The sequence below is a fragment of the Alicyclobacillus contaminans DSM 17975 genome, assembly GCF_000429525.1.
In the GTDB taxonomy this organism is placed as follows: Bacteria; Bacillota; Bacilli; order Alicyclobacillales; family Alicyclobacillaceae; genus Alicyclobacillus_A; species Alicyclobacillus_A contaminans.
In genome coordinates this window covers 15,018-27,209 of record NZ_AUCA01000007.1, presented here as the reverse complement: position 1 = coordinate 27,209, position 12,192 = coordinate 15,018, and the positions used below count along the sequence as shown (strand labels likewise).

The 12,192-nt window shown below is 59.0% G+C and carries 13 protein-coding genes; 5 read left to right on the top strand and 8 right to left on the bottom strand.

Annotated elements, in window-relative coordinates; all coding sequences use genetic code 11:
* The first annotated feature begins 56 nt into the window (after positions 1–56).
* Positions 57–461, top strand: a complete 405-nt coding sequence (locus G463_RS0104355; RefSeq protein ID WP_026974187.1) for an MFS transporter — start codon at positions 57–59, stop codon at positions 459–461.
* A gap of 23 nt (positions 462–484) precedes the next feature.
* On the opposite strand, the gene G463_RS0104350 is transcribed toward G463_RS0104355, so the two are convergent.
* From G463_RS0104350 to G463_RS18735, 8 genes are all read right to left on the bottom strand, one after another.
* Positions 485–1,297 (bottom strand): flagellar motor protein MotB, encoded by an 813-nt coding sequence (locus G463_RS0104350; protein ID WP_026974186.1) that lies wholly within the window; start codon positions 1,295–1,297, stop codon positions 485–487.
* Complete coding sequence (locus tag G463_RS0104345; protein WP_026974185.1) at positions 1,275–2,081, bottom strand: flagellar motor protein; 807 nt, start codon at positions 2,079–2,081, stop codon at positions 1,275–1,277. Before G463_RS0104345 ends, G463_RS0104350 begins: the two co-directional genes overlap by 23 nt.
* A gap of 104 nt (positions 2,082–2,185) precedes the next feature.
* Positions 2,186–3,481: a PDZ domain-containing protein gene (locus G463_RS18750; protein WP_051321921.1), complete on the bottom strand. Its 1,296-nt coding sequence runs from the start codon at positions 3,479–3,481 to the stop codon at positions 2,186–2,188.
* Positions 3,482–3,584: 103 nt separating this feature from the next.
* Positions 3,585–4,775 (bottom strand): S41 family peptidase, encoded by a 1,191-nt coding sequence (locus tag G463_RS18745; protein WP_051321920.1) that lies wholly within the window; start codon positions 4,773–4,775, stop codon positions 3,585–3,587.
* A 130-nt stretch (positions 4,776–4,905) separates the two neighbouring features.
* A complete protein-coding gene (gene ftsX / locus G463_RS0104330; protein ID WP_026974184.1) occupies positions 4,906–5,802 on the bottom strand; it encodes a permease-like cell division protein FtsX in 897 nt (298 codons plus the stop codon).
* The gene (ftsE, locus tag G463_RS0104325; RefSeq protein WP_026974183.1) at positions 5,792–6,478 is read right to left on the bottom strand and encodes a cell division ATP-binding protein FtsE; all 687 of its coding nucleotides are present in this window, start codon (positions 6,476–6,478) and stop codon (positions 5,792–5,794) included. Before ftsE ends, ftsX begins: the two co-directional genes overlap by 11 nt.
* Positions 6,479–6,669: 191 nt before the next feature.
* Positions 6,670–7,338, bottom strand: a complete 669-nt coding sequence (locus G463_RS18740; protein ID WP_051321919.1) for a LuxR C-terminal-related transcriptional regulator — start codon at positions 7,336–7,338, stop codon at positions 6,670–6,672.
* Positions 7,339–7,401: 63 nt separating this feature from the next.
* Positions 7,402–8,073, bottom strand: coding sequence for a sensor histidine kinase (locus G463_RS18735; RefSeq protein ID WP_051321918.1), 672 nt, complete (start codon positions 8,071–8,073; stop codon positions 7,402–7,404).
* Between the two features lie 373 nt (positions 8,074–8,446).
* Between G463_RS18735 and G463_RS0104310 the strand changes: the two genes are divergently transcribed.
* From G463_RS0104310 to G463_RS0104295, 4 genes are read left to right on the top strand one after another with little or no spacing between them, the layout of a single operon-like run.
* Complete coding sequence (locus G463_RS0104310) at positions 8,447–9,274, top strand: amino acid ABC transporter substrate-binding protein (protein ID WP_026974182.1); 828 nt, start codon at positions 8,447–8,449, stop codon at positions 9,272–9,274.
* Positions 9,275–9,290: 16 nt separating this feature from the next.
* A complete protein-coding gene (locus tag G463_RS0104305) occupies positions 9,291–9,971 on the top strand; it encodes an amino acid ABC transporter permease (protein ID WP_051321941.1) in 681 nt (226 codons plus the stop codon).
* A gap of 54 nt (positions 9,972–10,025) precedes the next feature.
* Positions 10,026–10,949, top strand: a complete 924-nt coding sequence (locus G463_RS0104300) for a PLP-dependent cysteine synthase family protein (protein ID WP_425387052.1) — start codon at positions 10,026–10,028, stop codon at positions 10,947–10,949.
* 53 nt (positions 10,950–11,002) lie between these two features.
* Positions 11,003–12,142 carry a bifunctional cystathionine gamma-lyase/homocysteine desulfhydrase gene (locus G463_RS0104295; RefSeq protein ID WP_026974179.1) on the top strand — a complete coding sequence of 380 codons (1,140 nt, stop codon included), beginning with the start codon at positions 11,003–11,005 and terminating at the stop codon, positions 12,140–12,142.
* The last annotated feature ends 50 nt before the right edge of the window (positions 12,143–12,192 follow it).

The following is a 12,192-nucleotide window of genomic DNA, read 5'->3' as shown; positions in this document are numbered from 1 at the left end:
CGTGGATGACCACATGGTTCCTGTGCTGCCGGGGGGGGGGGGGATGTGCGATAGGCTTGGTCATTCAGCCACTCCTGAACGGGATGATTCGGAGCCTGCCCACCAACCGGGTTGCGGACGGAAATACTCTGTTCAATCTCGTACAGCGACTCGGTGAAACACTGGGGATTTCGTTGGTGGTGACGTTCTTCCAGGAACGGATGCGACTGCGGGTGGCGGAGGCAATGCATCTCCCGTCCTCATCGGGGCTCCCTTCGCTGCCGCCATGCCAAGCAACCACGACCAACCTGGCAACGGCGGCACGAAGTCACTGGTCCTCCGCGGCGACCGCCGGATGTCATGATGCCATCTGGCTGATGCTGGGCGTGTCCCTCGTGGGATGTTTCATCGCCCTGTGGCTGAGGAACCCCACTGCCGCATCCGCCCGCTCGAAGACCGGTTCATCCTATGGCGGCGATTGAAGATTCGCCAGTCTCGCCTGCGCCTACTGCGGGGTGTTCTGGACCTGCGCGGTACTCTCGGGGGTATTCTGGGCCGCCGTCAGATCGTCGCGCAGAATCACGATGTTCACGCGGCGGTTCAGTTGTCGGTGGGCCTCTGTGTCGTTCGGCGCCACCGGATGGTACTCACCGTATCCAGATGCCGTAAGACGGGACGGATCGATATGTTGCGTGACGAAGAAGCGCACCACTCCCGTTGCGCGGGCTGCCGACAATTCCCAGTTGGTCGGGTACTGCGGCGTGGAAATCGGCTGATTGTCCGTATAGCCCTCGACCACGATGGGGTTGTCCAAGGAGCGGAAGAACGGCACCAGTCCGGCCAACAGTTTCTGCGCATTCGGCTTGATGGTGGCCTGACCCGTGTCAAACAGGACCATGTCGCGCAATGTAATCTGCACACCGCGCGCCTGTTCAGACAGCGTCACATTGCCCTGCAGGTGATGCGTTTGTATGAACTGACTCACCTGTTTGTAGAGCAAATCCATTTTCTGATCTTCCGCGTTCTGTTGCTTCGTCGCGTTGTTGGCTTCGCCGGTTCCCGTTTTGTTTCCGCTGTCCTGCGGGTTGGCCGGCATCACCAGACTGGTGCTGCCGAGTCCCTTCAGGGGAATTTGGTCCTGGGTGTGCATGGCGGTCGCCAGAGACTTGGACAGCGTCAGAAACTTCGCTTGATCAATCTTGGACATGGCGTACATGATGACGAAAAAAATCATGAGCAATGTGATCAGGTCGGAGTAGGTGATCAACCACCGATCGCGGTTGTCTTTTTCGGGATTAACTCTGCGCCGTCTCGACATTGGCGTCACCCACCTTCGCGGCGACCTTCCGGGTCCGATTCGACGGAGCCAGGAATGCCCTCAGCTTCTGGCCGAGAATGTTCGGGTTCTCACCCGCCTGAATGGAGAGGATGCCCTCCATCATAATCTCGCGGATCAGCATCTCGTCCTGATCCCGTTTTTTCAGCTTCGTTGCGATGGGCAGCCAGAAGATGTTCGCACTCGCCACACCGTACAACGTCGCGGTGAACGCCGTTGCAATCTGCGGACCGAGCCTGGTGACGTCACTCAAATCCGCCAGCACGTGGACAAGCCCCATCACCGTACCGATGATCCCCATGGTGGGCGCGTAGCCACCGGCGCTCTCAAAAATATGGGCGGCTGTCAGATGGCGCTCCTGCACAGCGGACAACTCGATTTCGAGCATGTTTTTCACCAGTTCCGGATCCACGCCGTCCACCACCAGCTGAAGGCCGCCCTTTAGGAACGGATCGTCGTACTGCTCAATCTCCTCCTCCAGCGCGAGAATGCCCTCGCGGCGGGCAACGGTCGCAAGATGCACGAGTTGATCAATCGTGTCGAGCGCATCCCGCTTTTTTGTCAGAAATGCGATTTTCAGATATTTCACAATACCCGCAAACTGTTTCAGATTCGTCCCCACCATGGTGGCCCCGAGCGTACCGCCGAACACAATCAGCATGGCGGAGGGCTGCACCAATGCCGTGATACTGCCGCCGTCACTGGTAAACCCCAACACCAGGCTGATGACAGCCAATATGATCCCCAGCCCCGTTGCGAAATCCACCCGAATTCCCCCTGCCAGAATGATACTGAAGAAATCTTGCTTCTCTATCTCTGATTCCTACATGAACGAATCTTCGCCGATGGCCGTCTCCGGTGTACGAAGCCTCATTCCACCGACGCTTCGACCGATTCCTGTGTGCCCCCGCCGCCCGGCCCAACGCGCAGGTAGAGAGACTGGAACAGTCCGGGCGCAATCCGCTTGCACCCGGTGCCCATGTGCGTCGATGGCGCGGCAATCAGTCCCAATTGGTGACGTTCTCCGTCATACACCGGAGCCCCGACGAAACGCGCTTCGCCTCGCGTGTCGACCACCTGCAGCTTCGCGTACGCCGGATTCTGATCCAGTGCAAAGTGCAGATCATACGAACTGTGCACCGGCACTTGGTTGACGTGGGTGATCACTTCTCCAGGCTGCAGGCCCAGTTCGGCCGCGCCCGATTTCGGCACCACGGCCAATACCCGAACACCGGCGGGCGTCTCCGCATACCGCCCGTCCTGACGCTGTTCTTGGCGCAAGAACAGAATGACTGCGCCTTCCAGGACCATCCACACCGCGAACGCCGCAACGAGGGAAGCGGGTGCATCTTGCCACAGTCCCCACGCCGCTCCGCCCGCCAGGCAGACGGCGAGCAACAGGTGCACGCCTGCCTGTCGCACGACCGCGCGCCGAACCGGTTGAACTGTGACCAACAGACTGCACCCAACGAACAGCGGAACGGCCGTGAGCGTGAGTCCGTCTCCGTTGGCCTGCCACCACCGCCAGCCTCCCAGCTGCGCCGCGTCGTGTGCCGTGGGTATCCAAACCGCCGCCAGAAACGCCGTTTGAAACACAAGTCCACCCATCACGCCACCGCGTTTGCCGTGAACGGCTGTGGGAGCTCCCCCCTGTCCTCGATACAGCCAGAGCAGCGACGCGTTCAACAACGAGGCCCCTGCGGCCAGGGCCAGCCAGTCGGTGCTGTGGAAATCTCGAAAAAATCGCAGCACACTCGCCCAGACGCTCCCCGTTCCGACTTGGGGCAACACGCCCACCACCGCGTGAACCGCCGCCAACAACGAGACACTGTATGGCAGAAACCACCAACGCAGACGCAGCACCGCCAGCCCGAGACTGACGCCGCTGACGGCCCACACTTCCGAAGGCGTCACGGCCACACCGGCTGCGCACAAGCCAACCGATAGCACCACCCCGGCCGCCAACCCTGCGGCAAGCTGGACAAACAGCGGGCGGCGCACCCGCGTCCAACGCACGCCGAACAGCATGCGCTCCGGCTTCGCGTTCCGTATCCGTTCCCAAACCCAGAGAAAGGCGCCGATGTACAGCAGCGGATTGAGCGCGAGCATGAGGAAACCATGCCCTGCCGCCCACCCCAGTTGCAGTTGTTCCAATGCATTCACCACGCGGCTTCCCTTCCTTAGGTTGGTTCAAACACGATACCTTTCGGTTGTCATGACTGAATTCGACAGATTGCGCGTTTGTCCTGCTATCCACCGTGCTGGCGCATCAGTGCGTCATCGCCAGCACCGCGCGTTCCGCAGCCGCCAACTGCGGGTCGGGAGCGGGGGCGGCGCTGGTGGCCGCGGCCTCCGAATCAGCCACCGGCACAGTCGGCTGCAGTCCTTTGCCGTGAATCCACTCCCCATTCGGCGTCAACCACTTGGCGACGGTGTATTTGAACGAGCTTCCATCGCTGAATTGCACGGTCGTTTGCGCCGTTCCCTTGCCGAACGACTTGGTCCCCACCAACGGAGCGCCGAGGTCCTCGTGCAGGGCGGCTGACAAGATTTCAGCGGCACTGGCCGTATTGCCGTTCATCAACACCACCACGGGCAGACGGATGCCAGGGCCGGGCGACTTCAGAATGTTTTTGTGCCCCGCTCGATCCACCCATTGCACCACGACTTTCCCCTTGGGAATGAAGCAGCCCGCCATGGCGACGGCCTGATCCAGGTAGCCGCCAGGATTGTCTCGCACATCCACGATGAGTCGCTCGGCCCCCGCTTTCTCCAATGCCGCCAATTGTTTTTTCAATTCATCGGGCGTATGCTCCGCCACCACGGCAATTTGCAGGTAGCCAATGTGATGGTCCAGCATTCGGCTGTACACCGTTTGTCGATTGACGTCGGCCCTCTCAACAGAGAACGTCAACGGCGAGTCCGCGTGGCCGGGACGCTCAACGGTCAGTTTGACCACCGACCCCTTCGGGCCGAGGAGCAACGTCGAAGCTTTCTCGAGACTGACGCCCTTCAACGACGTGCCATTGACCGCCGTGATAATGTCGTTCACCTTTAACCCCGCCTTGGCCGCGGGCGCATTCGGCGTGACGGATGCAATCTTCAATTGTCCATTCTCTTCTGTCACTTCAATGCCAATCCCGACATAACTCCCTGCCAGCAGATCCTGCAGCTGGGTCGCGTCCGCTGGCGGAAGGTACTCGGTAAACGGATCTCCGAGCGCTTTGGCCATGCCGTCCACCGCCCCGTTCAGCAGGAGGCTGTCGGATTCCGACTTGTAGTAATTCTGGTGCAGATCGTTATATACCGTAAAGAACTTCTGGAAAGCCGGACTGTCCAGTCCCGGCTGCAAGCGCACCCCCGCCGCCTTCATCCCAACCAGCGTGCCGGCCACTCCAATGGCGATGCCCAGCACGACATTTGCGGCGGCACTGCGGAATCGAGTTCGCGTCCGTTCCATGCCTCGAGCCCCCTTCGCCGGTCATATCTTTGTGCCAACCTCAGTATGCCTGCCCGAAGCCAACTTCAACACCCAGCGCCGTAACACAAACAGGGCCAATCCCGCTCGGATTGGCCCCAAGCTCAGCGCACTACACGCGAAGAAATCTGCGAACGGACATGATACCGCCCCAGATGCCGATGAAAATTCCCAGTCCAAACATGACCAGCGCCAATTTTTGCGCCAACGCCCCCGTTGGAATGAGCGGAAACGCGACGGCGAGAAACGTACCGCCCATGCGCACGAAGGCGCTGTGATAACCGTACACGATGAGCGCAAAGGGCACGAGGGCACCAACCACCCCAATGATGATCCCTTCCGTCAGGAACGGCCAACGAATGAACCAATCGGTCGCCCCCACCAATTTCATGATCTCAATTTCCCGGCGACGCGAAAAAATGGTGATTTTAATGGTGTTGGAGATGAGAAACATCGCCATCACCACCAGACCGACCACAAACACCACGCCGATGTTCCGAACCATGTCCAGAAACCGGAACAGCTTGTCCACGACCTGCTTTCCATCGTCGACCTTGTCGACACCGTCCATTTGCCGAATTTCTGCGGCAATGCCCAACGTCTGTTTGGGATCTTTCGCTTTCACGACAATCTTATCGGGAATGGGATTGTTTTTGGAGAACCCTTGCAACACTTCCTGGTACTCCTTCCCCAGGCTCTGCTGCAATTCCTTGAATCCCTGATCCTTCGGAACATAGATCGCCTCCTGGACCCCGGGCAGCGCTTTGATTTCGGCATCCAGCGCCAATGCCTGCTGTTTCGTCACGTTCTGCTTCAGAAATGCGTTGACCTGCAGCTGTCCAGCCATGTAGTTGGACAATTGCTGCGCATTGAGCGCAATCACCAGGGTCACGCCGAGAATGAGCAGCGTGATGGCGACCGCGCCCACCGACGCGATGCTCATCCAACTGTTTCGAAGCAGGTTCTTGCAGCCTTCGCGAATGTGGCGTCCCAGCATACTAATCTTCATATCCGTACATCCCTTTTTGTTCGTCTCTCACAATTTGACCGCCCTCAATCGCAATCACCCGCTTGCGCATGGTGTTGACGATATCTTTGTTGTGTGTGGCCATCACAATGGTCGTGCCCCGATCATTGATCCGCTGAAACAGTTTCATCACGTCCCACGACGTTTCCGGATCCAGATTGCCCGTGGGCTCATCTGCGATGATGACCGCCGGATTGTTGACCAACGCCCGCGCCACCGCCACGCGCTGCTGCTCGCCCCCCGACAACTGTGACGGAAGCATGTCCGCCTTGTCGCTCAATCCGACCCAGTTCAGCGCATCCGCCACGCGACGCTTGATCTGTCGTTTCGACGTCCCGATGACCTCCAGCGCAAACGCCACGTTCTCATACGCGGTCAGGCGCGGCAGCAGCTTGAAATCCTGAAACACCACGCCGATGCTGCGGCGCAAAAGCGGCACTTTCCGGTCCTTCAACCGATCAATATTAAAGCCGTTCACAAAGATGTGTCCTTTGGTCGGCCGCTCTTCCCGATACATCAATTTGATAAACGTCGATTTGCCTGCCCCGCTCGGCCCCACCACGTACACAAACTCGCCCTTCGTGATGTGCACGCTGACGCCGTTCAGTGCCCGCGCCCCGTTTGGGTACTGCTTCCAAACGTCTTGCATTTCAATCATAAAAGCACTCCCCATACGTGGTATCGCTCATACCCTTATTGGTCAGCCCACAGGTTTTGCAAAGCATGCAAACCGCATCCCAAGCTCCTATCAACCTGCCCTCGTGACGTTTCGACACGAAATGCCAAAATCCTGTTGACAAAATCAAGAACGGTGCAGCCTCGCCATGACCGCACCGCTCCATCGACACTTTATCGCAACTCCGCCTGTCCCGTTCGAATCGCCCACAGCACAGTCTGTGTGCGGTCGTTGTAACCGACTTTATCAAACAGAGACGACCACACGTTGCGAACTGTTTTTTCCGCCAAACCCATCACTTGACTAATCTGTCCATTGCTCAACCCGTCCGCAGCCAATTGCACCAACATGCGTTCCCGTTCCGTCAGCGGCACCTGAACATCCAGCGCCTGCATCGCATGCAGCGGTTTGCGAAGTTCCTCGAGCACCGCCGGGGTCATCTGCGAATCCAGGTATCCGTCGCCGCGAACCACGTTGTCCAGCGCGTCGAGCAATACGGATTCCTCGACACATTGCAGCAAGTACCCGTCTCCCCCGGACCTCAGAGCGCTGCGCAACACTTCCTCGTCAAACGTGTTAGGCAGGATAAACAGAACGCGCAGCATCGGATTGTGCGCCCGCAGGCGCTGCAAGAGCTGCGGGTAATCGGTGTACGCATGCTGGTACTCCAGAAGCAGCACGTCCGCATCCCGGTCTGTATCCGCAAAGGCACGAAGGAGCGGCCCCAACTCTTGATAGGCGCCACTGTAAACAAATGGATTTCTTGTGGCGAGCAGCGTACGCAACCCAAGATTAAACAAGGGGGGCAATAGCCATGAAAACACACGAACCACACGAGCCACGCACCGTTCCTCCTCCCTGTTTCAGCGCTCGCCGGCCAATGCCGCTGTCCCAGCCCAAGCAAGTCAGTGCTTCTGGCGCAGCGGAATTTCGCAGACCACACACGCCCCCTGCCGCACGTTCGGCACGCGCCACAGACGGCCACCCACCAATGCCATGCGCTCCTGCATGCCGAGCCAACCGTAGTGTCCATCCTCTCGCTCAGACGATGCAGGGGCCTCTGCCGGAAAGCCGTGGCCGTCGTCTGCAATGGATAAACCGCACACGTCACCTGCGGCGTACAGCGTCACCGTCACACACCGGGCGTGGGCATGCTTGTACACGTTGTTCAGCAATTCCTGAAACACCCGGAACACAGCCACATCCTCGGCTTCCCCAAGCGTGTGGGTCGGCCATTCGCCGCGCACGTCAACGCTCAGGCCAAAGGCCTCGGCAAATCGCTCAGCGTACATATGAATTGCAGCCTGAATGCCGTACTTGAGCAGGGACGGACGCAGGTCAAAAATCAGGCGCCGCACGTCCGCTATCGCCATTTTCAGACCGACTCGCAGTCGCCCCACTTCCCGCGCCGCCTCGTCCGCTCTCCCCGCCGCCAGCAGCCGCTGAACCACTTCCAAACGCATCGCCGTAGTGGTCAGCCACTGAGCCGGTACATCGTGAATCTCCCGCGCCAAACGGCGGCGTTCTTGCTCCAACATGTCGATGAAACGGGCTTTCTCGTTCTCTTTCTCTCCCATGGACGGTTCACCCTTGTTCCATCCCCGTGTCTGCTTGTCCGAACGCCTTGCGTGCAGGCCTCAGCTGGCGCACGCAGCGTCTGTGGACAACCACATCACCCCGATGTTCTCTACGGTTATCATACCGGATTCCCCACGTGGATGCTCGATTTTTTCTGAGTTGGATCCACGGTGATACGATGACTTCATCCATTGCATACAGATTCGCGAACGCCGGATAATAAACGGGAGCCGCGCGGTATTGCGTGGCACACGATTCGCCGTTGTGTCAAAGAACGAGCACCGACGTGCCAGACCGCCTTGTCTAATCCCTTGTAACTATATATGATATATAGGGTTTATGGTCTGTTACTATAGGAGTGGGGAGAGAAATATGAAAAAAACATTCGTCATCAGCGGCTTGATTCTGTCCATGTTCGCCATGACTGCCTGCGGAGCGAACACGTCGGGCACATCCGGGCAGGGCAACTCCGCCAACAGCAGCACGGCTGGCAGCGGCAACCTGTATCAAACGATTAAACAGCAGGGCACCATCACCATCGGTACCGAGGGGACCTATGCCCCATTTGACTATCACGACAACACAGGCAAGCTGACCGGTTTTGACGTGGAAATTGCAGAACAGGTGGCGCAGCGCCTGGGTGTCAAGCCCAAGTTCGTAGAGTCCCAATGGGATGGTTTGCTTGAAGGTCTGTTCAGTCACCGGTATGATATGGTGGCTGACGAAGTGGCCATCACACCTGAGCGCAAGGCCAAGTATGACTTTTCCACACCCTACATCGTGTCACGGGCAGTGTTGATTGTCCGCAGTGACAACAACACCATCAAGAGCTTCAAAGACCTCAAGGGCCACACGGCCGGTCAGTCACTGACCAGCAATTTGGCCGACATCGCGCGGCAGAACGGGGCCCACATTCAACCGGTCAGCGGCTTCAACGAAGCCATTTCACTGCTTGAGTCTGGACGTATTGACGCCACGGTCAACGATGAACTGTCGTTTCTCGACTTCAAAAAGCACCACCCCAATGCACCGCTGAAAGTGGTGGCCAGTTGGAACAACGCGGCCGAGGAAGGCTTCGCCATGCCCAAGGGGAACCCGGAGCTGGTCCAAGCCGTGAACAAAGCGCTCGCCGATATGAAAAAGGACGGAACGTACCTGAAGATTTCTGAGAAGTATTTCGGCGTCGACGTGTCCAAGTAAGGATGTTGAGCCCATGATGGACGGCATGACTTTTCCGCAACTGTTGCAATACTGGGCAGTGCATTTCCTGCCTTTGCTGATAGCCGGGGTGGAGTGGACCGTTCCACTCACCCTGGTCTCGTTTGCGTTCGGTTTGATTTTGGCACTGCTCACTGCGCTCGCGCGTTTGTCCGGGCTTGCGCCACTGGTGGCGGTGGCCCGCTTTTACGTGTGGGTCATTCGCGGCACGCCGCTGCTCGTGCAATTGTTCATCATTTTTTATGGGCTGCCCGGCGTCGGTATCACCCTGCCGGCATTTCCTGCGGCCGTGATTGGCTTCACGCTCAATGTGGGCGCCTACAACTCGGAAGTGATCCGCGCAGCCATTCAGTCCATACCGAAGGGACAGTGGGAAGCGGCGCAATCGCTCGGCATGACCAACCGCCAGGTGCTGTACCTCATTGTGCTGCCCCAGGCTGCACGCGTGGCTGTACCGCCGCTGGCCAACTCTTTCATCAGCCTGGTCAAAGATACGTCGTTGGCCGCAGTGATCACTGTCCGTGAGCTGTTCCAGGTGGCCCAGGAGATCACCGCCGCGGCCTACGCGCCACTGGCCACCTACCTCGAGGCGGCCGTGATTTACCTGCTGTTCAGCACTGTCCTGTCGTACGCGCAGGGATACCTGGAAAAGCGGTTTGGACGCTACGCGCTCTCCTGACGCCCCGGCCGCGTACATTGTCAGAAATAGGCCTACGGGCGCAGAAAGGAGTAGATGAAGTTGGAAGCGTACCGCAGCGTCCTGGAGCTGGTCGGCAACACGCCGCTGCTTGAAATCACTCAGTTTCCCCTGAAAAACGGCGTGCGTCTGTTCGCCAAGCTGGAATTTCTCAATCCCGGCGGCAGCATCAAAGACCGACTGGGCGTGGCATTGATAGAAGAGGCCCTGGCCACGGGCAAACTCCAACCTGGTGGGACAGTGATAGAACCGACTGCCGGCAATACAGGTATCGGCCTGGCGCTGGCGGCCATTCGCCACCAATTGCGGGTGATTGTCTGTGTGCCAGAAAAGTTCAGCGTCGAAAAACAGACGTTGATGCGCGCGCTCGGCGCCGAAATTGTGCACACCCCGACCGCCGAGGGGATGCAGGGCGCGATTGCCAAAGCCAAGGAACTTCTGCGGGATATCCCGGGCAGTTATTGTCCGCAACAATTCCAAAATCCGGCCAATCCCATGACCTACTATCACACCCTCGGTCCGGAAATTTGGCGGCAGTTGGACGGTAAAGTGGATATCTTCGTCGCTGGGGCCGGGACGGGCGGCACGTTCATGGGCACCGCCCGTTATCTGAAGGAGAAGAATCCGGCCTGCAAGACTGTGATTGTGGAACCGGAAGGCTCCATCCTCAACGGCGGACCGGCTGGACCGCACCGGACAGAGGGTATCGGCATGGAGTTTCTGCCCGATTACATGGACCCGTCGCACTTTGACGGCATCCACACCGTATCTGACGCGGACGCCTTTCGACGTGTGGCGGAACTGGCGCGCAAAGAGGGATTGCTGGTGGGCAGTTCGTCCGGCAGCGCCTTCCATGCCGCCCTGCTGGAGGCGGAACAGGCGCCGGATGGCAGCCATATTGTCACCGTCTTTCCGGACGGCAGTGAACGGTACCTGAGCAAAAACATTTATGATGCGTAACACCACAAACGAACAACGTGCGCGGAAACGCGCGCCACATTGGAGGTAGATTCATGCGCACCAAAACGCAATTGATTCACGGCGGTGTGAGCTCAGATCCACTGACGGGCGCCGTGTCCGTCCCCATTTATCAAGTGAGCACCTATCAACAGGAAGGGGTGGGGAAACACAAGGGCTACGAGTACTCTCGTACCGCCAACCCCACCCGCGCCGCATTGGAAGCGCTGGTGCGCGACCTGGAGCACGGTCATCGCGGATTCGCCTTTGCGTCCGGCATGGCCGCTATCACCAGCGTGATGATGCTGTTCAACCAGGGGGATCACGTGCTCGTCACGGATGACGTGTACGGTGGCACCTTCCGCGTGATGACCCAGGTACTGAACCGGCTTGGCATCTCCTCCACCTTTGTCGATACGAGCCGAGTGGACGCCATTGAGGCGGCGATTCAGCCGAACACAAAGGCGTTGTATCTGGAAACGCCGACAAATCCGCTGCTCAAGGTCACCGACATCCGCCAGGTGGCGGCCGTGGCGAAGGCTCACCACCTGACGTTGATTGTGGACAACACATTTCTGTCGCCGTACTGGCAGAATCCCCTGGATTTGGGCGCAGACATCGTGGTCCACAGCGCAACCAAGTACCTCGGCGGCCACAGCGACGTGGTGGCTGGTATCGCCGTGGTCAACAGCGAAGCGCTGGCAGACCGCCTGCACTACATCCAGAACGCCACCGGCAGCATCCTCGGCCCGCAGGACGCCTGGCTGCTCATGCGCGGCATCAAGACCCTGGGCGTGCGCATGGAGGAACACGAACGCAACGCTCGGCGCATTGTGGATTTTCTCGGCCAACATCCGTCCGTGTGCAAGGTCTACTATCCGGGGCTGCCCGACCATCCCGGTCACCACGTGGCCCGCACCCAAGCGCGCGGATTTGGCGGCATGATCTCATTCGATGTCGGAGAGGCGGACAAAGTGGATGCGGTGTTAAACAAAACGCGCTATTTCACCTTGGCGGAAAGTCTCGGGGCGGTGGAGAGCCTGATCTCTGTGCCCGCCCGCATGACCCACGCCTCCATCCCGAAAGCGCGCAGGGACGAGCTTGGCATCAGCGACGGCCTCATCCGCATCTCTGTGGGTTTGGAGGACGTTGAGGATCTTCTGGAAGACTTGGATCAAGCGCTGTCCTCGCACTGACCAGGGGCCCGGTGCACCGGCCCCGGCCCAGCACAAAGCCTCCGGGCACA

What these genes read in the sequence shown, in the direction of transcription:
- G463_RS0104300 (WP_425387052.1), top strand. Translation starts at nt 10,026, where the DNA reads ATGAAGTTGGAAGCGTACCGCAGCGTCCTGGAGCTGGTCGGCAACACG.
- G463_RS18735 (WP_051321918.1), bottom strand. Translation starts at nt 8,073, where the DNA reads ATGGGAGAGAAAGAGAACGAGAAAGCCCGTTTCATCGACATGTTGGAG.
- ftsE (WP_026974183.1), bottom strand. Translation starts at nt 6,478, where the DNA reads ATGATTGAAATGCAAGACGTTTGGAAGCAGTACCCAAACGGGGCGCGG.
- G463_RS0104350 (WP_026974186.1), bottom strand. Translation starts at nt 1,297, where the DNA reads ATGTCGAGACGGCGCAGAGTTAATCCCGAAAAAGACAACCGCGATCGG.
- G463_RS18745 (WP_051321920.1), bottom strand. Translation starts at nt 4,775, where the DNA reads ATGGAACGGACGCGAACTCGATTCCGCAGTGCCGCCGCAAATGTCGTG.
- ftsX (WP_026974184.1), bottom strand. Translation starts at nt 5,802, where the DNA reads ATGAAGATTAGTATGCTGGGACGCCACATTCGCGAAGGCTGCAAGAAC.
- G463_RS0104310 (WP_026974182.1), top strand. Translation starts at nt 8,447, where the DNA reads ATGAAAAAAACATTCGTCATCAGCGGCTTGATTCTGTCCATGTTCGCC.
- G463_RS0104295 (WP_026974179.1), top strand. Translation starts at nt 11,003, where the DNA reads ATGCGCACCAAAACGCAATTGATTCACGGCGGTGTGAGCTCAGATCCA.
- G463_RS0104305 (WP_051321941.1), top strand. Translation starts at nt 9,291, where the DNA reads ATGGACGGCATGACTTTTCCGCAACTGTTGCAATACTGGGCAGTGCAT.